Consider the following 18,612-nt stretch of genomic DNA (forward strand, 5'->3'; position numbering starts at 1 on the left):
ATTCTGCGGTTATTGTCGTTTTTTCGCGATGGCGCGGCGCCCGGGATTTGCCGCTGACCATCGCAGTTTGAGGGCTTTCAGCCCATGAAGGAGACAGGCATGAACCAAGAGGTCATGAATCTTTTCAATCCGCAGGTGCCTGCGCAGAATTTCGATTCCATCCGGATCTCGATTGCGTCTCCGGAGAAGATTCTCTCCTGGTCTTATGGTGAGATCAAGAAGCCGGAAACGATCAACTATCGTACGTTCAAGCCTGAACGCGATGGTCTGTTCTGCGCCCGCATCTTCGGACCGATCAAGGACTACGAATGCTTGTGCGGCAAGTACAAGCGCATGAAGTACAAGGGCATCATCTGCGAAAAGTGCGGCGTCGAAGTCACGCTGTCGCGCGTTCGCCGTGAGCGCATGGGCCACATCGAGCTCGCCGCTCCCGTTGCCCACATCTGGTTCCTGAAGTCGCTTCCTTCGCGCATCTCGACGTTGCTCGACATGACGCTGAAGGATGTGGAGCGCGTTCTCTACTTCGAACACTACATCGTCACCGAGCCGGGCCTCACCGCGCTCAAGGAGCACCAGCTCCTGACGGAAGAAGAATACATGCTTGCTGTCGATGAGTACGGCGAAGATCAGTTCACCGCCATGATCGGCGCTGAAGCCATCTTCGAAATGCTGGCATCGATGAACCTTGAGAAGATCGCGGGCGACCTGCGCTCGGATCTGGCCGACACCACGTCGGATCTCAAGCAGAAGAAGCTGATGAAGCGCCTGAAGATCGTCGAGAACTTCATGGAATCCGGCAACCGTCCGGAATGGATGATCATGAAGGTCGTCCCGGTCATCCCGCCGGACCTGCGCCCGCTGGTTCCGCTCGATGGCGGCCGTTTCGCGACGTCCGACTTGAACGACCTGTACCGCCGCGTCATCAACCGTAACAACCGTCTGAAGCGCCTGATCGAACTGCGCGCTCCGGGCATCATCATCCGCAACGAAAAGCGCATGCTGCAGGAATCTGTGGACGCGCTGTTCGACAACGGCCGCCGTGGCCGCGTCATCACCGGCGCCAACAAGCGTCCGCTGAAGTCGCTGTCCGACATGCTCAAGGGCAAGCAGGGCCGCTTCCGTCAGAACCTGCTCGGCAAGCGCGTCGACTATTCCGGCCGTTCGGTCATCGTGACCGGTCCGGAACTGAAGCTGCACCAGTGCGGCCTGCCGAAGAAGATGGCGCTGGAACTGTTCAAGCCGTTCATCTACGCCCGCCTCGACGCCAAGGGTTACTCCTCGACCGTCAAGCAGGCCAAGAAGCTGGTTGAAAAGGAAAAGCCGGAAGTCTGGGATATCCTCGACGAGGTCATCCGCGAGCATCCGGTTCTGCTGAACCGCGCACCGACGCTGCACCGCCTGGGCATCCAGGCCTTCGAACCGATCCTGGTCGAAGGCAAGGCTATCCAGCTGCACCCGCTCGTCTGCACGGCCTTCAACGCCGACTTCGACGGTGACCAGATGGCCGTTCACGTGCCGCTGTCGCTCGAAGCCCAGCTCGAAGCCCGCGTCCTGATGATGTCGACGAACAACATCCTGCACCCTGCAAACGGTGCACCGATCATCGTTCCGTCGCAGGACATGGTTCTCGGCCTGTACTACCTCGCGATCATGAACCAGAACGAGCCGGGCGAAGGCATGGCTTTCTCTGATCTGGGCGAACTGCATCACGCGCTTGAAAACAAGGTCGTGACGCTGCACTCCAAGATCCGCGGCCGCTTCAAGTCGATCGACGAGGATGGCAAGCCCTACTCGAAGATCTATGAAACGACCCCTGGCCGTCTGCTCATCGGCGAACTCCTGCCGAAGAACGGCAAGGTGACCTTCGACATCTGCAACCAGGAAATGACCAAGAAGAACATCTCCAAGATGATCGACACGGTCTACCGTCATTGCGGCCAGAAGGACACGGTCATCTTCTGCGACCGCATCATGCAGCTCGGCTTCACCCACGCCTGCCGCGCCGGCATCTCGTTCGGCAAGGACGACATGGTTATCCCGGACTCGAAGGCGAAGATCGTCGGCGACACCGAAAACCTGGTCAAGGAATACGAGCAGCAGTACAACGACGGCCTGATCACTCAGGGCGAGAAGTACAACAAGGTCGTTGACGCTTGGGGCAAGGCAACCGAAAAGGTCGCCGAGGACATGATGGCCCGCATTAAGGCCGTCGAGTTCGATCCGGAGACGGGTCGCCAGAAGCAGATGAACGCCATCTACATGATGTCGCACTCCGGTGCCCGTGGTTCTCCGAACCAGATGCGCCAGCTGGGCGGCATGCGCGGCCTGATGGCCAAGCCGTCGGGTGAAATCATCGAGACGCCGATCACGTCGAACTTCAAGGAAGGTCTGACCGTTAACGAGTACTTCAACTCGACCCACGGTGCCCGTAAGGGTCTCGCAGACACCGCTCTGAAGACGGCTAACTCGGGTTACCTGACCCGTCGTCTCGTCGACGTCGCGCAGGATTGCATCGTCAACCTCGTGGATTGCGGCACCGACAAGGGCCTCACCATGACCGCCATCGTCGATGCTGGTCAGGTCGTGGCGTCGATTGGCGTTCGCGTTCTCGGTCGTACCGCGCTCGACGATATCGATCATCCCGTCACCGGCGAACGTATCGTCGATGCCGGCAAGATGATCCTTGAGCCCGATGTCATCGAGATCGAGAAGGCTGGTATCCAGTCGATCCGTATCCGTTCGGCACTGACCTGCGAAGTTCAGACCGGCGTTTGCTCGATCTGCTACGGTCGTGACCTTGCCCGCGGTACACCTGTCAACATGGGTGAAGCCGTTGGCGTCATCGCCGCACAGTCGATCGGTGAACCGGGCACGCAGCTCACCATGCGTACGTTCCACCTTGGTGGCACGGCGAACGTGGTTGACCAGTCGTTCCTCGAAGCATCGTACGAAGGTACCGTGCAGATGAAGAACCGCAACTTGCTGCGCAACTCTGACGGCGTTCTCGTCGCTATGGGCCGCAACATGGCGGTCACCATTCTCGATGAGCGTGGCGTCGAACGCTCTTCGCAGCGCGTCGCCTACGGTTCGAAGCTGCACGTCGATGACGGTGACAAGGTCAAGCGCGGTCAGCGTCTGGCCGAGTGGGATCCGTACACCCGTCCGATGATGACGGAAGTCTCGGGTACCGTTCAGTTCGAAGACGTCGTCGATGGTCTCTCCGTTCTCGAAGCGACCGACGAATCCACGGGTATCACCAAGCGTCAGGTTATCGACTGGCGTTCGACCCCGCGCGGTTCGGATCTCAAGCCGTCGATCGTCATCATGGACGCCAGCGGTAGCGTCATGAAGCTGCCGCGCGGTGCTGATGCCCGCTTCCAGCTGTCGGTTGATGCGATCCTGTCGGTCGAGCCTGGTCAGAAGGTTTCCCAGGGTGACGTGCTTGCACGTTCGCCGCTGGAAAGCGCCAAGACCAAGGACATCACTGGTGGTCTGCCGCGTGTTGCCGAACTGTTCGAAGCTCGTCGTCCGAAGGACCACGCCATCATCGCTGAGATCGATGGTACGATCCGCCTCGGCCGCGACTACAAGAACAAGCGTCGCGTCATCATCGAGCCGGCGGAAGACGGTGTCGAGCCTGTCGAGTACCTGATCCCGAAGGGCAAGCCGTTCCATCTGATGGAAGGTGACTATATCGAAAAGGGTGACTACATCCTCGACGGTAACCCCGCGCCGCACGACATCCTGGCGATCAAGGGCGTCGAAGCTCTGGCTTCGTACCTGGTCAACGAAATCCAGGAAGTCTATCGTCTGCAGGGCGTTGTGATCAACGACAAGCACATCGAAGTGATTGTCCGTCAGATGCTGCAGAAGGTGGAAATCACCGATGCAGGCGACTCGACCTATATCGTCGGCGACAACGTCGACCGTATCGAGCTCGAGGACGTCAACGACAGCCTGATCGAACAGGGCAAGAAGCCTGCCTATGGCGAGCCGGTTCTGCTCGGTATCACCAAGGCATCGCTGCAGACGCCGTCCTTCATCTCCGCCGCGTCCTTCCAGGAAACGACGAAGGTGCTGACGGAAGCTGCGATCGCCGGCAAGACCGACGGCCTGCAGGGTCTGAAGGAAAACGTCATCGTCGGCCGCCTCATCCCGGCTGGTACCGGTGGCACGATGACCCAGATCCGCCGTATCGCGACGTCGCGCGACGAGCTGATCCTCGAAGAACGCCGCAAGGGCACGGGCGCCGATGTCGCGACCCCGATGCTTCAGGATCTGGCTGGCGAAAGCGCACCGGCCGCCGAGTAATCGGCGCCGGGTCGCAAGACCGGATAACAAGAATTGAAAACCGCCCGGAGCAATCCGGGCGGTTTTTTCGTTTCAGGATATGGAATTGAGGAGGGGGGAGGGCTCGGCGATCAGCCGATCATCGGCAGGCAGTGTTCCATGCCATAGCCCAGCCGGGCTTTTGCCTGCGTGAAGTCGATCCAGAAGAAGCGAAACTGGATCGGGTCGCCGCCGCCGAATGGCGTGAGCTCCTGGTGCAGCCATGTCTCCGGGTGGTGATCTTTGAGCTCGACATGAAAATAGTGCCGGCGGTGCCAGGCGATACCGCCGATCTTCAGCGAAAACCGGTAGTCGTGGACGGCAAGTGGGGTGAGGGGAGCGGATGGCGCAAGGCCGGTTTCTTCGGAGAATTCCCGCAGCGCCGCCTCGGCGATATCTTCGCCGGTCTCGACCGTTCCGCCCGGCACCTGCCAGAGCACGTCGGGAAAGTCCGGCTCGTCGAAAACGAGAAGCCGGTCGCGCCAAGTGGCATAGATCAGCACTTTCAGCGCATCCGGCTCCATGATCTCGCCTCAGCTGAAGCGAATGATCGCGACTTCGCCTTCGACCGCGCCCTTGTAGGCGGATGCGTGCGGCTCTTCTTCCGGAATGTCGGTCAGCATGCCGATCTGGTCGAGGTCGGCCTCGATGAAACCTTCCTCGGACAACGCGTTCAACGCCTCGCGAACCGCGCTGTCGTCGTCGGCCGCCTTCAGCATGATGTGCAGATCGACACCTTCGCTGCCATCGGTCTCGTAACCCTTGCCGATGATGATGAAGACCATCGGGCCTTCGTTGTTGTTGTCGTTGTCCGGGCTGGTAATCATTCTTCGTCCTTCGATTCGAGATTTGAATCTCATTTCAGGCACTTGGCCTCTGCAATCTCTGATTCCTTAGCCGCTTTCGCTGCAATGCCCAAGTTTATCTTGGCCACCGCACGCGATTTTGTCTAAAAGGTCCAAGCGAGGGCCAAAAGGCCGCGTTTCAAGGCCTTCTCGGGAAGATTATTTGTTAACAGCCTTGACGAGACGACGGGAAACCAGTAGTACCCGCGCCATCGGAACCCATGTGAGGCATGGCCATCTGGGGCGACACGCCCTCGATATCACCTCAAACAAGGTTCGAAACGCACGTTGAAGATATGTTGCCTGCACGCATGACGCATTTCTTTTGCGTCCTCTGCTCTTTGTGGTCCATCTGTGAAAACAGATCGGGCCACGTTTTGCGCATTGAGACAGGCGTGTGATCTTGCCGGAGACGGCGTGAGTTACGCCCGCAAGGGTTTGAGATTTAAACGTAAGGGATGGTTGAATGCCTACCGTAAACCAGCTGATCCGCAAGCCGCGCCAGCCAAACGTAAAGCGTAACAAGGTTCCTGCTCTGCAGGAAAACCCGCAGAAGCGTGGTGTTTGCACCCGCGTCTACACCACGACCCCGAAGAAGCCGAACTCGGCTCTCCGTAAGGTTGCCAAGATCCGTCTGACCAATGGCTTCGAAGTCATCGGCTACATTCCTGGCGAAGGTCACAACCTGCAGGAACACTCAGTCGTCATGATCCGTGGCGGCCGCGTGAAGGACTTGCCGGGTGTTCGTTACCACATCATCCGCGGCGTTCTCGATACCCAGGGTGTCAAGAACCGCAAGCAGCGCCGCTCCAAGTACGGTGCGAAGCGTCCGAAGTAATTCGGACTTTTTGTAAATTCGGCGCTGCGTGAGGTCCTCCGCGTGATAAAGCGCCTTAACGGTTAAGAGACGAGAAGTATGTCCAGACGTCACAGAGCAGAAAAGCGCGAGATCAACCCGGACCCCAAGTTCGGCGATCTCATCGTCACCAAGTTCATGAATGCAATCATGCTTGACGGCAAGAAGTCCGTCGCTGAAAGCATTGTTTACGGCGCATTTGACTCCGTGCAGAACAAGTCGAAGCAGGAGCCGCTGGTTGTTTTCCACGCCGCCCTCGACAACATTGCTCCGCACGTAGAAGTCCGTTCGCGCCGCGTTGGTGGTGCTACGTACCAGGTTCCGGTCGATGTTCGCCCCGAGCGTCGCCAGGCCCTCGCAATTCGCTGGCTGATCACTGCCGCTCGCAAGCGCAATGAGACGACGATGGTCGATCGCCTTTCCGGCGAACTTCTCGATGCATCCAACAACCGTGGTAGCGCCGTCAAGAAGCGCGAAGACACGCACAAGATGGCTGATGCCAACCGTGCGTTCTCGCATTATCGCTGGTAATCCCGAACGGTTCCCGAAAGGCAGTCCATTATGGCTCGCGAATATAAAATCGAAGACTACCGTAATTTCGGTATCATGGCGCACATCGACGCCGGCAAGACGACGACGACCGAGCGTATCCTTTACTACACCGGCAAGTCGCACAAGATCGGCGAAGTGCACGATGGCGCCGCCACGATGGACTGGATGGAGCAGGAGCAGGAGCGTGGCATCACGATCACGTCCGCTGCGACCACGACCTTCTGGAAGGGTCGCGACGGCAAGATGCGTCGCTTCAACATCATCGACACCCCCGGCCACGTTGACTTCACCATTGAAGTCGAACGTTCGCTGCGCGTTCTCGACGGTGCTGTTGCCCTTCTCGATGCCAACGCAGGCGTAGAGCCGCAGACGGAAACCGTCTGGCGTCAGGCTGAGAAGTACAACGTTCCGCGTATGATCTTCTGCAACAAGATGGACAAGACCGGTGCTGACTTCTACCGCTCGGTAGAAATGATCAAGACCCGTCTCGGCGCCACCGCGGTCGTCATGCAGCTCCCGATCGGCGCTGAAAGCGACTTCAAGGGCGTTGTCGATCTGATCGAGATGAACGCACTCGTCTGGCGCGACGAGTCGCTCGGCGCCCAGTGGGACGTCGTCGAAATCCCTGATGACCTGAAGGAAAAGGCTGCGGAATATCGCGAAAAGCTGATCGAGACCGTTGTCGAGATCGACGAAGCCGCGATGGAAGCCTACCTCGAAGGCACCATGCCCGACAACGACCAGATCCGCGCGCTCGTCCGTCGCGGCACGATCGACGTCAAGTTCCACCCGATGTTCTGCGGCACCGCCTTCAAGAACAAGGGCGTTCAGCCGCTGCTCGACGCAGTTGTCGATTACCTGCCGTCGCCGATGGACATCCCGGCAATCAAGGGCATCGACTTCAAGACCGAAGCCGAAATCGAACGTCATGCTGACGACGCCGAGCCGCTTTCCATGCTCGCGTTCAAGATCATGAACGACCCCTTCGTCGGTTCGCTGACCTTCGCCCGCATCTACTCCGGCAAGCTCGAAAAGGGCGCGTCGGTCATGAACACGGTCAAGGACAAGCGCGAGCGTGTTGGCCGCATGCTGCAGATGCACTCGAACTCGCGTGAAGACATCGAAGAAGCCTTCGCAGGCGACATCGTTGCTCTCGCCGGCCTCAAGGAAACCACGACCGGCGATACGCTCTGCGATCCGCTGAAGCCGGTTATCCTCGAGCGCATGGAATTCCCCGAGCCGGTCATCCAGATCGCGATCGAGCCGAAGACCAAAGGCGACCAGGAAAAGATGGGCCTCGCGCTCAACCGTCTGGCTGCTGAAGACCCGTCCTTCCGCGTGAAGACTGACCAGGAATCCGGTCAGACGATCATCGCCGGCATGGGCGAACTTCACCTCGACATTCTCGTCGACCGCATGCGTCGCGAATTCAAGGTTGAAGCAACCGTCGGTGCTCCGCAGGTTGCCTATCGCGAAACCATCACGCGTCAGCACGAAGAAGACTACACGCACAAGAAGCAGTCCGGTGGTACCGGTCAGTTCGCGCGCGTCAAGATCATCTTCGAACCGAACCCAGAAGGCGACGACTTCAAGTTCGAATCCAAGATCGTCGGCGGTGCTGTTCCGAAGGAATACATCCCGGGCGTTCAGAAGGGTATCGAAAGCGTTCTGTCTTCCGGTCCGCTGGCTGGCTTCCCGATGCTCGGCGTCAAGGCGACGCTCGTTGACGGTGCCTTCCACGACGTTGACTCGTCCGTCCTGGCGTTCGAAATCGCTTCGCGTGCTTGCTTCCGTGAAGCAGCCAAGAAGGCCGGCGCTCAGCTCCTCGAGCCGATGATGAAGGTCGAAGTCGTAACGCCGGAAGATTACGTCGGCGACGTCATCGGTGACCTGAACTCCCGCCGTGGTCAGATCCAGGGTCAGGAACAGCGCGGCATCGCGATCGTCATCAACGCCAACGTTCCGCTGGCGAACATGTTCAAGTACGTCGACAACCTGCGCTCCATGTCGCAGGGCCGCGCACAGTACACGATGACCTTCGATCACTACTCGCCGGTCCCGTCGAACGTCGCAACCGAGATCCAGGCAAAGTATTCCGGTCAGAAGTGACCGGAATACCAATTGACCGATAACAAGAATTAAGTCCCTCGCGGACTTGCAAGAATGGAGAGCCTAAATGGCAAAGAGCAAATTTGAGCGCAACAAGCCGCACGTTAACATCGGCACGATCGGCCACGTTGACCACGGCAAGACGTCTCTGACGGCAGCGATCACGAAGTACTTCGGCGAGTTCAAGGCGTACGACCAGATCGACGCTGCTCCGGAAGAAAAGGCACGCGGCATCACCATCTCGACGGCACACGTAGAGTACGAGACGGCCAACCGTCACTATGCCCACGTTGATTGCCCCGGCCACGCCGACTACGTCAAGAACATGATCACCGGTGCCGCACAGATGGACGGCGCGATCCTGGTTTGCTCGGCTGCTGACGGCCCGATGCCGCAGACCCGCGAGCACATCCTGCTTGCTCGTCAGGTTGGCGTTCCGGCTCTGGTCGTGTTCCTCAACAAGGTCGACCAGGTCGACGACGCCGAACTGCTCGAGCTCGTCGAGATGGAAGTTCGCGAACTTCTGTCGTCCTACGACTTCCCGGGCGACGACGTTCCTGTCGTCAAGGGTTCGGCTCTTGCTGCTCTCAACGATTCGGACAAGAAGATCGGCGAAGACGCCGTTCGCGAACTGATGGCCGCCGTCGACGCCTACATCCCGACGCCTGAGCGTCCGATCGACCAGCCGTTCCTGATGCCGATCGAAGACGTGTTCTCGATCTCGGGTCGTGGTACGGTTGTGACCGGTCGCGTCGAGCGCGGCATCGTCAAGGTTGGTGAAGAAGTCGAAATCGTCGGCATCCGCGCTACCTCGAAGACGACGGTTACCGGCGTTGAAATGTTCCGCAAGCTGCTCGATCAGGGCCAGGCTGGCGACAACATCGGCGCTCTGGTTCGCGGTGTTAACCGTGACGGCGTTGAGCGTGGTCAGATCCTGTGCAAGCCGGGCTCTGTCAAGCCGCACAAGAAGTTCATGGCTGAAGCCTACATCCTGACGAAGGAAGAAGGCGGCCGTCATACGCCGTTCTTCACGAACTACCGTCCGCAGTTCTACTTCCGCACGACCGACGTGACCGGCATCGTTTCTCTGCCGGAAGGCACGGAAATGGTTATGCCTGGCGACAACGTCACGGTTGCCGTTGAGCTGATCGTTCCGATCGCGATGGAAGAAAAGCTGCGCTTCGCTATCCGCGAAGGCGGCCGTACCGTCGGCGCAGGCATCGTTGCCTCGATCATCGAGTAATCATTGAGATCGGCCGTCTCGAAAGAGACGGCCGCTTCGATGACATTATTATGAAGCAAGTGGCTTTAGCCGCTTGCTTATTACAAAGAAATACGGCACATGGCGCGCAAGCGCTGTTTGCGCGCTGCTTCGTTGTTTCGAAGCGGCAGACTGAAGCTAACATAAAGGTGGCCGAAAGGCCTGAAGACTGGATAGGGATGCCGGTTTCCGACGTCCCTCTCGATCTTTGAAACCGGTGGTCCGCCTTTAGGGAAGAAAACAACCCGTGCCTTGAACAAGGGCGCGTAAGTAACAAACACAAGGATAACGTCGAATGAACGGCCAAAATATCCGCATTCGCCTGAAGGCGTTCGATCACCGCATTCTCGACGCTTCGACGCGCGAGATCGTGTCGACGGCGAAGCGCACCGGCGCAAGCGTCCGGGGCCCCGTTCCGCTTCCGACTCGCATCGAGAAGTTTACGGTAAACCGGTCCCCACACATCGACAAGAAGAGCCGCGAGCAGTTCGAGATGCGCACGCATAAGCGCCTCCTCGACATCGTTGACCCGACACCGCAGACGGTAGACGCGCTGATGAAGCTCGATCTCGCCGCTGGTGTCGATGTTGAGATCAAGCTCTGAGCCTAGCTCGAGCTGAGTTGGAAGGATTGAACCGATGCGTTCAGGTGTGATTGCACAGAAGATCGGCATGACCCGCGTCTATAACGACGCCGGCGAACATGTTCCGGTAACAGTATTGCGTATGGAAGGCTGCCAGGTAGTGGCCCAGCGCACAGTAGAAAAGAACGGCTACGCCGCAGTTCAGCTTGGTGCTGGCACGGCGAAGGTCAAGAACACGTCCAAGGCGATGCGCGGCAATTTCGCTATTGCCAACGTCGAGCCAAAGGCCAAGCTCGCTGAATTCCGTGTCACGGAAGACAACCTGCTTGACGTCGGCACCGAGCTCAAGGCTGGCCACTTCGCCACCGGTCAGCTCGTCGATGTCACCGGCACGACCATTGGTAAGGGCTTTGCCGGCGCCATGAAGCGTCACGGCTTCGGCGGTCTGCGCGCCACGCACGGTGTGTCGGTTTCGCACCGCTCGCATGGTTCGACCGGCTCGCGCCAGGATCCGGGCAAGGTTTTCAAGAACAAGAAGATGGCTGGTCACATGGGCCAGACGCGCGTAACGACTCAGAACCTTGAAGTGGTTTCGACCGACGAAGATCGTGGTCTGATCCTGATCAAGGGTGCAGTACCCGGTTCCAAGGGTGCCTGGATCATCGTGCGCGACGCCGTCAAGTCGGCCGCGAAGTAAGGGAGCCAGACCAATGGAATTCAACGTCAAGACCCTCGAGGGAAAAGACGCAGGGAAGGTTTCTCTTTCTGACGCGATTTTCGGTCTCGAGCCCCGCGAAGACATTCTCGCCCGCGTAATCCGCTGGCAGCTTGCCAAGAAGCAGCAGGGCACTCACCAGGCAAAGGGCCGCGCCGACGTATGGCGCACCGGCGCCAAGATGTACAAGCAGAAGGGTACGGGCCGCGCTCGTCACCATTCGGCTCGTGCTCCGCAGTTCCGCGGCGGTGGTAAGGCTCACGGCCCGGTTGCTCGCAGCCACGAACACGACCTTCCGAAGAAGGTTCGCGCTCTCGGCCTGCGTCTGGCTCTGTCGGCAAAGCTGAAGTCCGATGATGTCATCATCATCGACAACTTGGTTGCTGCTGAAGCAAAGACCAAGGCTCTGGCTTCGACCTTCGCAACGCTCGGCCTGACCAACGCTCTCTTCATCGGCGGCGCCGAACTTGATGGCAACTTCAAGCTCGCAGCCAAGAACATCCCGAACATCGATGTTCTGCCGATCCAGGGCATCAACGTTTATGACATCGTGCGCCGTGGCAAGCTCGTGCTTTCCAAGGCTGCCGTTGAAGCTCTAGAGGAGCGTTTCAAGTGACCGATCTTCGCCACTATGATGTGATCGTCTCGCCGTCGATCACCGAAAAGTCCACTCTGGTATCGGAAAACAACCAGGTTGTTTTCAACGTCGCTAAGACGGCGTCGAAGCCGGAAATCAAGGCTGCAGTCGAGGCGCTCTTCGGCGTCAAGGTCACGGCCGTCAACACTCTGCTCCGCAAGGGCAAGACCCGTCGTTTCCGCGGTTTTGTCGGCAAGCAGAAGGACGTGAAGAAGGCAATCGTGACTTTGGCTGAAGGCCAGACGATCGACGTCTCCACCGGTCTCTGAGGAATAAAAACATGGCATTGAAAACATTCAATCCTACGACCCCGAGCCAGCGTCAGCTGGTCATCGTCGACCGCTCTTCGCTCTACAAGGGCAAGCCGGTCAAGGCGCTGACGCAGGGTCTGACCAAGAGCGGCGGTCGTAACAACCTCGGTCGCATCACGGCTCGCTTCATCGGCGGCGGTCACAAGCGTACGTATCGTCTGATCGACTTCAAGCGTCGCAAGTTCGAAGTTGAAGGCACGGTAGAGCGTATCGAATACGACCCGAACCGTACCGCGTTCATCGCGCTCATCTCCTACGCCGACGGCGAACAGGCCTACATCATCGCTCCGCAGCGCCTTGCTGCCGGCGACAAGGTCATCGCCTCTGAAAAGGCTGTGGACGTAAAGCCGGGCAACACCATGCCCCTGCAGTACATCCCGGTTGGCTCCATCATCCACAACGTGGAAATGAAGCCGGGCAAGGGCGGTCAGATCGCTCGCTCCGCTGGTTCCTACGCACAGCTCGTAGGCCGCGACGCGGGTCTCGCGATCCTTCGTCTGAACTCTGGCGAACAGCGCCTCGTGCCGGGCTCCTGCCTTGCTTCGATCGGTGCGGTTTCGAACCCTGACCACGCCAACATCAACGACGGCAAGGCCGGTCGTACCGTATGGCGCGGCAAGCGTCCGCATAACCGCGGTGTTGTCATGAACCCTGTCGACCACCCGCACGGTGGTGGTGAAGGCCGCACTTCCGGTGGTCGTCACCCGGTTACCCCTTGGGGTAAGCCGACCAAGGGCAAGCGCACCCGGTCGAACAAGTCGACCGACAAGATGATCATGCGCTCGCGTCATCAGCGTAAGAAGTAAGAGAGGAAGTCTCCAATGGCTCGTTCAGTATGGAAAGGTCCGTTCGTTGACGGCTATCTTCTCAAGAAGGCTGAGAAGGTTCGTGAAGGCGGACGTGCAGAAGTAATCAAGATCTGGAGCCGTCGCTCCACGATCCTGCCCCAGTTCGTCGGTCTCACCTTCGGCGTCTACAACGGCAGCAAGCATATTCCGGTCAACGTCAATGAAGACATGGTCGGTCACAAATTCGGTGAATTCTCTCCGACCCGGACCTACTACGGTCACGGTGCGGACAAGAAGGCAAAGAGGAAGTAACGATGGGCAAGGCAAAAGCCGAACGCCGGCTGAAGGACAACGAGGCGCAAGCAGTCGCCCGCACGCTCCGCGTCAGCCCACAGAAGCTCAACCTGGTTGCCGCGGCTATCCGCGGCAAGAAGGTCGAGCGCGCACTCGCTGAGCTGGAATTCTCCCGCAAGCGCATCGCAGGCGCCGTCAAGAAGACGCTCGAATCTGCGATCGCAAACGCCGAGAACAACCATGATCTCGACGTTGACTCGCTGGTCGTAGCGGAAGCTTACGTTGGCAAGTCGATCGTCATGAAGCGTTTCCACGCTCGTGGCCGTGGTCGTGCATCGCGCATCGAAAAGCCCTTTGCGCACCTCACGATCGTTGTTCGCGAAGTTGAAGCCGCCACCGAGGAGGCCGCATAATGGGTCAGAAAATCAATCCAATTGGTTTCCGTCTTGGCATCAACCGTACCTGGGATAGCCGCTGGTTCGCGGACAATGCCGAATACGGTCAGCTGCTGCACGAAGACCTGAAGATGCGCAAGTTCGTCATGAGCGAACTGAAGCAGGCTGGTATCTCCAAGGTGGTTATCGAGCGTCCGCACAAGAAGTGCCGCGTTACGATCCACTCGGCTCGTCCGGGCCTGATCATCGGCAAGAAGGGCGCAGACATCGACAAGCTCCGCAAGAAGCTGTCGGACATGACGAACTCCGAAACGCACCTCAACATCGTTGAAGTTCGCAAGCCGGAAGTCGACGCTGTACTGGTCGCTCAGTCGATCGCTCAGCAGCTCGAGCGTCGTGTTGCTTTCCGTCGCGCCATGAAGCGCGCCGTTCAGTCCGCAATGCGTCTTGGCGCCGAAGGCATCAAGATCACCTGCGCGGGCCGTCTCGGCGGTGCTGAAATCGCTCGTACGGAATGGTACCGCGAAGGTCGCGTGCCGCTGCATACGCTGCGCGCTGACATCGACTACGGCACAGCCGAAGCGGAAACCGCTTTCGGTATCTGCGGCATCAAGGTTTGGATCTTCAAGGGCGAAATCCTTGAGCACGATCCGATGGCCTCCGAGCGCCGCGCACTCGAGGGTGATGCTCAGGGTCCGGCTAGCCGTGACCGCGATCGTCGCCGCGACAACGCTTAATAGCGTTGGTGGCAGATAAGTTCGGAGAATAAGAAAATGTTGCAGCCAAAGCGTACCAAGTACCGCAAGCAATTTAAGGGCCGCATCAAGGGCGTCGCCAAGGGTGGTTCCGACCTCGCCTTCGGTGAATTCGGCCTTAAGGCTCAGGAGCCAAACCGCGTAAATGCACGTGAGATCGAAGCGGCCCGCCGCGCGATCACGCGCTACATGAAGCGTGCTGGCCGTGTATGGATCCGCGTGTTCCCGGATGTTCCGGTAACCGCAAAGCCGACCGAAGTCCGTATGGGTAAGGGTAAGGGCTCTGTTGAATATTGGGCATGCAAGGTCAAGCCAGGCCGCATGATGTTCGAGATCGACGGCGTCAGCGAAGAAATCGCTCGCGAAGCGCTTCGCCTCGGCTCTGCCAAGCTCTCGGTCAAGACGCGCTTCGTACAGCGCATTGCAGAGTAAGGAGCAAGGCACATGAAAGCCGAAGAAGTTCGCGGCCTGACGGCCGATCAGCTCAAGGACAAGCTCGCCGACCTGAAGAAGGAGCAGTTCAACCTGCGCTTCCAGAAGGCCACCGGTCAGCTCGAAAAGTCCTCCCGCGTCAACGAAGTTCGCAAGGACATCGCCCGCGTGAAAACCATTGCCCGCCAGAAGGCGGCAGAAGCAAAGGCCTAAGAATATGCCGAAGCGCATCCTGCAGGGCGTCGTCGTTGGCGACAAGAACGAGAAGACTGTAGTTGTCCGCGTTGAGCGTCGTTTCGCTCATCCGCTGATGCAGAAGACCGTTCGTCGTTCCAAGAAGTACAAGGCCCACGACGAAAACAATCAGTACAAGATTGGCGATACCGTATCCATCGAGGAATGCGCGCCGATCTCCAAGGACAAGTGCTGGACGGTCATTTCCGGCCAGGCAAAGTAAGAATTTCTCGCGAGGCCTTGCGTCTCGCGGAAATTTCTGTATGAAGCAGCGTCAGAACGCTCGTTCGTCGAGCGTTCTTTTACTTTGAGCGCACGGAAGGTCCCGTTTGGGAAACCACCCTGGCACGATCGATCCCGCGCTAGTCAAGCTAATGCCGTGTTTTCGCCTGCTCTCGTGGCAAGCGGCCGGCTGACAATTTTCATATGCCGGGGTAGGGGGCGACAGCCCAACCATTCCGGTAAACACAAGAAGGCGACCTGATATGATTCAGATGCAAACAAACCTCGACGTGGCGGATAATTCCGGCGCACGTCGTGTCATGTGCATCAAGGTGCTGGGCGGTTCTAAGCGCAAGTATGCCTCGATCGGCGACGTTATCGTCGTTTCGATCAAGGAAGCTATTCCGCGCGGCCGCGTGAAGAAGGGTGACGTGATGAAGGCGGTTGTCGTTCGCACCGCCAAGGAAATCCGTCGCGTAGATGGTTCCATCATCCGCTTCGACACCAATGCAGCAGTCCTCATCGACAACAAGAAAGAGCCGATCGGCACCCGTATCTTCGGACCGGTTCCGCGCGAACTTCGCGCCAAGAACCACATGAAGATCATCTCGCTCGCTCCAGAAGTTCTGTAAGGAGCACGAACGATGCAAAAGATTCGTAAGGGCGACACGGTCGTCATGCTCGCAGGCAAGGACAAGGGCCGCACTGGCGAAGTCCTTCAGGTTCTGCCCAAGGAAGATCGCGCCGTAGTCCGTGGCGTCAACGGCGTGAAGCGCCACCAGCGCCAGACGCAGACCCAGGAAGCCGGCATCATCAGCAAGGAAGCCTCGGTTCACTTGTCCAACGTCTCGATCATCGACAAGGACGGCAAGCCGACCCGCGTTGGTTTCAAGGTTGTTGACGGCAAGAAGGTCCGTGTGGCCAAGCGTTCCGGTGAGGTGATCTGATGGCTCAGGCAAAGTACGAGCCGCGGCTCAAGAAGGAATATGTCGAGCGCATCCGTGCGGCGATGCAGGAGAAGTTCTCCTACGCCAACGAGATGATGATCCCCAAGCTCGACAAGATCGTAATCAACATGGGTGTTGGTGAAGCAACGGCTGATTCGAAGAAGCCGACTGTTGCTGCAGCTGACCTGGCCGCTATCGCTGGTCAGAAGCCGGTCATCACCCGTGCACGCAACTCCATCGCTGGCTTCAAGGTCCGCGAAGATATGCCGATCGGCGCAAAGGTTACCCTGCGCGGCGCTCGCATGTACGAGTTCCTGGACCGTCTCGTGAACATCGCGCTACCGCGCGTTCGCGACTTCCGCGGCCTGAACCCGAAGAGCTTTGACGGCCGTGGCAACTTCGCCATGGGCATCAAGGAGCACATTGTGTTCCCTGAGATCAACTACGATAAGGTTGATCAGATGTGGGGCATGGACATCATCGTTTGCACGACGGCCACCAAGGACGACGAAGCACGGGCTCTGCTCACAGAGTTCAACTTCCCGTTCCGTCAGTAACCGTAACGACGAGCGTAGAAAAGGAACCACACATGGCGAAGACCAGCGCAGTTGAAAAGAACAAGCGCCGCCGTATTACGGTCGCCAACCAGGCCGCTAAGCGCGCCGAGTTGAAGGCGATCATCATGAACCAGGCTCTTCCGATCGAAGACCGGTTCAAGGCCTCGATCAAGCTGGCATCCCTGCCGCGCGATGGATCGAAGACCCGTATTCGCAACCGTTGTGAAGTATCGGGCCGTCCGCGCGCATACTACCGCAAACTGCGCATGTCGCGTATCGCGCTGCGTGAACTCGGCAATCTCGGCAAGGTGCCGGGCATCGTCAAGTCCAGCTGGTAAGGAGCAGGTTAGATGACAATGACTGATCCGTTGGGCGATATGCTCACCCGCATCCGTAACGGCGCTTCCCGCCGCAAGTCGTCGGTCTCGACGCCTGCTTCGAAGCTCCGTGCACGTGTTCTCGATGTTCTCCAGGCTGAAGGCTACATCCGTGGCTACGCTCTTGTCGATTTCGGCAATGGCAAGTCTGAAATCAACATCGAGCTGAAGTACTACGAAGGCGCATCGGTGATCCGTGAGATCGGCCGTGTGTCCAAGCCGGGCCGCCGGGTTTATGTCTCGGTCAAGTCCATTCCGCAGGTCGCGAACGGTCTCGGCATCACCATCCTTTCGACTCCGAAGGGTGTGATGGCTGATCACCAGGCTCGCGAACAGAACGTTGGTGGCGAGGTTCTTTGCTCGGTATTCTAATACCGAGCATCGATCTCCATAGCGAACAGACAGGATATAAAAATGTCTCGTATCGGTAAGAAGCCCGTTCAGATTCCTGCTGGGATTACGGCTACGGTCGAAGGCCAGAAGGTTACTGCAAAGGGCCCGAAGGGCGAGCTGTTCTTCGTCGCAAACGACGAAGTCGGCGTTAAGCTCGAAAACAATGCGGTTGTCGTGACGCCGCTCACGCAGTCGAAGGATGCTCGTTCGAAGTGGGGCATGTCCCGCACGATGATCGAAAACATCTTCACGGGTGTTAAGGACGGCTACGAGCGCAAGCTCGAAATCAACGGCGTTGGTTACCGCGCGTCGCTTCAGGGCAAGAACCTGCAGCTCGCTCTCGGTTTCAGCCACGACGTGGTTTATGAGCCGCCGGTCGGCATCACGATCGCTGTGCCGAAGCCTACTGAAATTGTTGTCACTGGCATCAATAAGCAGCAGGTCGGCCAGGTCGCCGCTGAAATCCGCGAATACCGCGGTCCTGAGCCTTACAAGGGCAAGGGCGTCAAGTATGCCGGCGAACGTATCGTTCGCAAAGAAGGCAAGAAGAAGTAAGGATCACGCGAAATGGCTAGCAGGAAAGAAGCACTTGCACGTCGTGCCAACCGCGTGCGCCGTCATCTCAAGTCGGTGGCCAATGGCCGTCCGCGCCTGTCGGTTCATCGCTCCTCGAAGAACATCTACGTTCAGGTTATCGACGATGTTGCCGGCAAGACCCTCGCGGCTGCCTCGACGCTCGATAAGGACCTGCGCGGTTCTCTGAAGACCGGTGCTGACACCGCGGCAGCTGCCGCCGTTGGCAAGCTCGTCGCCGAGCGCGCCTCCAAGGCTGGTGTCAAGGAAGTCGTATTCGACCGTGGCGCCTTCATCTATCACGGCCGTATCAAGGCCCTGGCAGATGCAGCCCGCGAAGGCGGTCTGACCTTCTAATGAATTTCCGGCCGGAGCTCAGCGCTCCGGCCGGATTTTAACCGGACCGCAAACGCTCCTCGATAGGGGAGGCTGCTGCGGTCCTCGTGT

The 18,612-nt window shown here is 58.6% G+C and carries 25 protein-coding genes; 23 read left to right on the plus strand and 2 right to left on the minus strand.

The features are described from left to right. Window positions 1–99: 99 nt before the first annotated feature. Window positions 100–4,311, plus strand: coding sequence for a DNA-directed RNA polymerase subunit beta' (gene rpoC, locus ACVTFQ_RS05565; protein ID WP_111565415.1), 4,212 nt, complete (start codon window positions 100–102; stop codon window positions 4,309–4,311). 110 nt (window positions 4,312–4,421) lie between these two features. Here the strand turns inward: rpoC and ACVTFQ_RS05570 are convergent, their stop codons facing one another. Then, window positions 4,422–4,853, minus strand: coding sequence for an NUDIX domain-containing protein (locus ACVTFQ_RS05570; RefSeq protein ID WP_111565414.1), 432 nt, complete (start codon window positions 4,851–4,853; stop codon window positions 4,422–4,424). Between the two features lie 9 nt (window positions 4,854–4,862). Next, a complete protein-coding gene (locus ACVTFQ_RS05575) occupies window positions 4,863–5,156 on the minus strand; it encodes a hypothetical protein (protein WP_018902684.1) in 294 nt (97 codons plus the stop codon). A 484-nt stretch (window positions 5,157–5,640) separates the two neighbouring features. On the opposite strand from ACVTFQ_RS05575, the gene rpsL reads away from it, so the two are divergent. The 22 genes from rpsL (at window position 5,641) to rplR (ending at window position 18,522) form a co-directional block, all read left to right on the plus strand. Beyond that, a complete protein-coding gene (gene rpsL / locus ACVTFQ_RS05580) occupies window positions 5,641–6,012 on the plus strand; it encodes a 30S ribosomal protein S12 (protein WP_018902683.1) in 372 nt (123 codons plus the stop codon). 78 nt (window positions 6,013–6,090) lie between these two features. Further along, a complete protein-coding gene (rpsG, locus tag ACVTFQ_RS05585; protein ID WP_018902682.1) occupies window positions 6,091–6,561 on the plus strand; it encodes a 30S ribosomal protein S7 in 471 nt (156 codons plus the stop codon). A 30-nt stretch (window positions 6,562–6,591) separates the two neighbouring features. After that, window positions 6,592–8,691: an elongation factor G gene (fusA, locus tag ACVTFQ_RS05590; protein WP_111565413.1), complete on the plus strand. Its 2,100-nt coding sequence runs from the start codon at window positions 6,592–6,594 to the stop codon at window positions 8,689–8,691. A gap of 67 nt (window positions 8,692–8,758) precedes the next feature. Then, window positions 8,759–9,934, plus strand: coding sequence for an elongation factor Tu (gene tuf, locus ACVTFQ_RS05595; RefSeq protein WP_111561256.1), 1,176 nt, complete (start codon window positions 8,759–8,761; stop codon window positions 9,932–9,934). Between the two features lie 313 nt (window positions 9,935–10,247). Further along, entirely contained in the window at window positions 10,248–10,556 is a 309-nt protein-coding gene (rpsJ, locus tag ACVTFQ_RS05600; protein WP_003547547.1) for a 30S ribosomal protein S10, read from the plus strand. 34 nt (window positions 10,557–10,590) lie between these two features. After that, window positions 10,591–11,232, plus strand: coding sequence for a 50S ribosomal protein L3 (rplC, locus tag ACVTFQ_RS05605; RefSeq protein WP_047509915.1), 642 nt, complete (start codon window positions 10,591–10,593; stop codon window positions 11,230–11,232). Between the two features lie 13 nt (window positions 11,233–11,245). Then, window positions 11,246–11,866 carry a 50S ribosomal protein L4 gene (gene rplD, locus ACVTFQ_RS05610; protein WP_018900275.1) on the plus strand — a complete coding sequence of 207 codons (621 nt, stop codon included), beginning with the start codon at window positions 11,246–11,248 and terminating at the stop codon, window positions 11,864–11,866. After that, on the plus strand, window positions 11,863–12,156 hold the full coding sequence (locus ACVTFQ_RS05615) for a 50S ribosomal protein L23 (RefSeq protein ID WP_018900274.1): 294 nt from the start codon (window positions 11,863–11,865) through the stop codon (window positions 12,154–12,156). Before rplD ends, ACVTFQ_RS05615 begins: the two co-directional genes overlap by 4 nt. Before the next feature lie 11 nt (window positions 12,157–12,167). Beyond that, window positions 12,168–13,004 (plus strand): 50S ribosomal protein L2, encoded by an 837-nt coding sequence (gene rplB / locus ACVTFQ_RS05620; protein ID WP_018900273.1) that lies wholly within the window; start codon window positions 12,168–12,170, stop codon window positions 13,002–13,004. Window positions 13,005–13,019: 15 nt separating this feature from the next. After that, complete coding sequence (gene rpsS, locus ACVTFQ_RS05625; protein WP_018900272.1) at window positions 13,020–13,298, plus strand: 30S ribosomal protein S19; 279 nt, start codon at window positions 13,020–13,022, stop codon at window positions 13,296–13,298. 2 nt (window positions 13,299–13,300) lie between these two features. Further along, window positions 13,301–13,693, plus strand: a complete 393-nt coding sequence (rplV, locus tag ACVTFQ_RS05630; protein WP_018900271.1) for a 50S ribosomal protein L22 — start codon at window positions 13,301–13,303, stop codon at window positions 13,691–13,693. Continuing rightward, window positions 13,693–14,412 (plus strand): 30S ribosomal protein S3, encoded by a 720-nt coding sequence (gene rpsC, locus ACVTFQ_RS05635; RefSeq protein WP_018900270.1) that lies wholly within the window; start codon window positions 13,693–13,695, stop codon window positions 14,410–14,412. Before rplV ends, rpsC begins: the two co-directional genes overlap by 1 nt. A gap of 36 nt (window positions 14,413–14,448) precedes the next feature. Continuing rightward, window positions 14,449–14,862 carry a 50S ribosomal protein L16 gene (rplP, locus tag ACVTFQ_RS05640; protein WP_003573792.1) on the plus strand — a complete coding sequence of 138 codons (414 nt, stop codon included), beginning with the start codon at window positions 14,449–14,451 and terminating at the stop codon, window positions 14,860–14,862. A 12-nt stretch (window positions 14,863–14,874) separates the two neighbouring features. Next, entirely contained in the window at window positions 14,875–15,075 is a 201-nt protein-coding gene (gene rpmC / locus ACVTFQ_RS05645; protein WP_016553554.1) for a 50S ribosomal protein L29, read from the plus strand. Window positions 15,076–15,079: 4 nt separating this feature from the next. Continuing rightward, complete coding sequence (rpsQ, locus tag ACVTFQ_RS05650; RefSeq protein ID WP_018900269.1) at window positions 15,080–15,319, plus strand: 30S ribosomal protein S17; 240 nt, start codon at window positions 15,080–15,082, stop codon at window positions 15,317–15,319. A gap of 262 nt (window positions 15,320–15,581) precedes the next feature. Further along, window positions 15,582–15,950 (plus strand): 50S ribosomal protein L14, encoded by a 369-nt coding sequence (gene rplN, locus ACVTFQ_RS05655; RefSeq protein ID WP_018900268.1) that lies wholly within the window; start codon window positions 15,582–15,584, stop codon window positions 15,948–15,950. Window positions 15,951–15,962: 12 nt separating this feature from the next. Beyond that, window positions 15,963–16,265: a 50S ribosomal protein L24 gene (gene rplX, locus ACVTFQ_RS05660; protein WP_470423736.1), complete on the plus strand. Its 303-nt coding sequence runs from the start codon at window positions 15,963–15,965 to the stop codon at window positions 16,263–16,265. Further along, on the plus strand, window positions 16,265–16,822 hold the full coding sequence (rplE, locus tag ACVTFQ_RS05665) for a 50S ribosomal protein L5 (RefSeq protein ID WP_018900266.1): 558 nt from the start codon (window positions 16,265–16,267) through the stop codon (window positions 16,820–16,822). Before rplX ends, rplE begins: the two co-directional genes overlap by 1 nt. Before the next feature lie 32 nt (window positions 16,823–16,854). Beyond that, the gene (rpsN, locus tag ACVTFQ_RS05670; RefSeq protein WP_018900265.1) at window positions 16,855–17,160 is read left to right on the plus strand and encodes a 30S ribosomal protein S14; all 306 of its coding nucleotides are present in this window, start codon (window positions 16,855–16,857) and stop codon (window positions 17,158–17,160) included. Window positions 17,161–17,172: 12 nt separating this feature from the next. Beyond that, on the plus strand, window positions 17,173–17,571 hold the full coding sequence (gene rpsH, locus ACVTFQ_RS05675; protein ID WP_018900264.1) for a 30S ribosomal protein S8: 399 nt from the start codon (window positions 17,173–17,175) through the stop codon (window positions 17,569–17,571). A 42-nt stretch (window positions 17,572–17,613) separates the two neighbouring features. Continuing rightward, window positions 17,614–18,147, plus strand: coding sequence for a 50S ribosomal protein L6 (gene rplF / locus ACVTFQ_RS05680; RefSeq protein ID WP_018900263.1), 534 nt, complete (start codon window positions 17,614–17,616; stop codon window positions 18,145–18,147). A gap of 12 nt (window positions 18,148–18,159) precedes the next feature. Next, a complete protein-coding gene (gene rplR, locus ACVTFQ_RS05685; protein ID WP_018900262.1) occupies window positions 18,160–18,522 on the plus strand; it encodes a 50S ribosomal protein L18 in 363 nt (120 codons plus the stop codon). Window positions 18,523–18,612: the final 90 nt, after the last annotated feature.

The sequence above is a fragment of the Rhizobium sp. O111 genome, from assembly GCF_055616315.1.

Bases quoted from the DNA above. Each gene is read 5' to 3' on its own strand.
- rpsH (WP_018900264.1), top strand. From the start codon at position 17,173: ATGACAATGACTGATCCGTTGGGCGATATGCTCACCCGCATCCGTAAC.
- rpoC (WP_111565415.1), top strand. From the start codon at position 100: ATGAACCAAGAGGTCATGAATCTTTTCAATCCGCAGGTGCCTGCGCAG.
- ACVTFQ_RS05570 (WP_111565414.1), bottom strand. From the start codon at position 4,853: ATGGAGCCGGATGCGCTGAAAGTGCTGATCTATGCCACTTGGCGCGAC.
- rplV (WP_018900271.1), top strand. From the start codon at position 13,301: ATGGGCAAGGCAAAAGCCGAACGCCGGCTGAAGGACAACGAGGCGCAA.
- rplR (WP_018900262.1), top strand. From the start codon at position 18,160: ATGGCTAGCAGGAAAGAAGCACTTGCACGTCGTGCCAACCGCGTGCGC.
- rpsL (WP_018902683.1), top strand. From the start codon at position 5,641: ATGCCTACCGTAAACCAGCTGATCCGCAAGCCGCGCCAGCCAAACGTA.
- rplD (WP_018900275.1), top strand. From the start codon at position 11,246: ATGGAATTCAACGTCAAGACCCTCGAGGGAAAAGACGCAGGGAAGGTT.
- rpsN (WP_018900265.1), top strand. From the start codon at position 16,855: ATGGCGAAGACCAGCGCAGTTGAAAAGAACAAGCGCCGCCGTATTACG.
- ACVTFQ_RS05575 (WP_018902684.1), bottom strand. From the start codon at position 5,156: ATGATTACCAGCCCGGACAACGACAACAACAACGAAGGCCCGATGGTC.
- rplB (WP_018900273.1), top strand. From the start codon at position 12,168: ATGGCATTGAAAACATTCAATCCTACGACCCCGAGCCAGCGTCAGCTG.
- rplC (WP_047509915.1), top strand. From the start codon at position 10,591: ATGCGTTCAGGTGTGATTGCACAGAAGATCGGCATGACCCGCGTCTAT.
- rpsJ (WP_003547547.1), top strand. From the start codon at position 10,248: ATGAACGGCCAAAATATCCGCATTCGCCTGAAGGCGTTCGATCACCGC.
- rpsQ (WP_018900269.1), top strand. From the start codon at position 15,080: ATGCCGAAGCGCATCCTGCAGGGCGTCGTCGTTGGCGACAAGAACGAG.
- tuf (WP_111561256.1), top strand. From the start codon at position 8,759: ATGGCAAAGAGCAAATTTGAGCGCAACAAGCCGCACGTTAACATCGGC.
- rplF (WP_018900263.1), top strand. From the start codon at position 17,614: ATGTCTCGTATCGGTAAGAAGCCCGTTCAGATTCCTGCTGGGATTACG.
- rplN (WP_018900268.1), top strand. From the start codon at position 15,582: ATGATTCAGATGCAAACAAACCTCGACGTGGCGGATAATTCCGGCGCA.
- rpsS (WP_018900272.1), top strand. From the start codon at position 13,020: ATGGCTCGTTCAGTATGGAAAGGTCCGTTCGTTGACGGCTATCTTCTC.
- rpmC (WP_016553554.1), top strand. From the start codon at position 14,875: ATGAAAGCCGAAGAAGTTCGCGGCCTGACGGCCGATCAGCTCAAGGAC.
- fusA (WP_111565413.1), top strand. From the start codon at position 6,592: ATGGCTCGCGAATATAAAATCGAAGACTACCGTAATTTCGGTATCATG.
- rplE (WP_018900266.1), top strand. From the start codon at position 16,265: ATGGCTCAGGCAAAGTACGAGCCGCGGCTCAAGAAGGAATATGTCGAG.
- rpsC (WP_018900270.1), top strand. From the start codon at position 13,693: ATGGGTCAGAAAATCAATCCAATTGGTTTCCGTCTTGGCATCAACCGT.
- rpsG (WP_018902682.1), top strand. From the start codon at position 6,091: ATGTCCAGACGTCACAGAGCAGAAAAGCGCGAGATCAACCCGGACCCC.
- rplP (WP_003573792.1), top strand. From the start codon at position 14,449: ATGTTGCAGCCAAAGCGTACCAAGTACCGCAAGCAATTTAAGGGCCGC.
- rplX (WP_470423736.1), top strand. From the start codon at position 15,963: ATGCAAAAGATTCGTAAGGGCGACACGGTCGTCATGCTCGCAGGCAAG.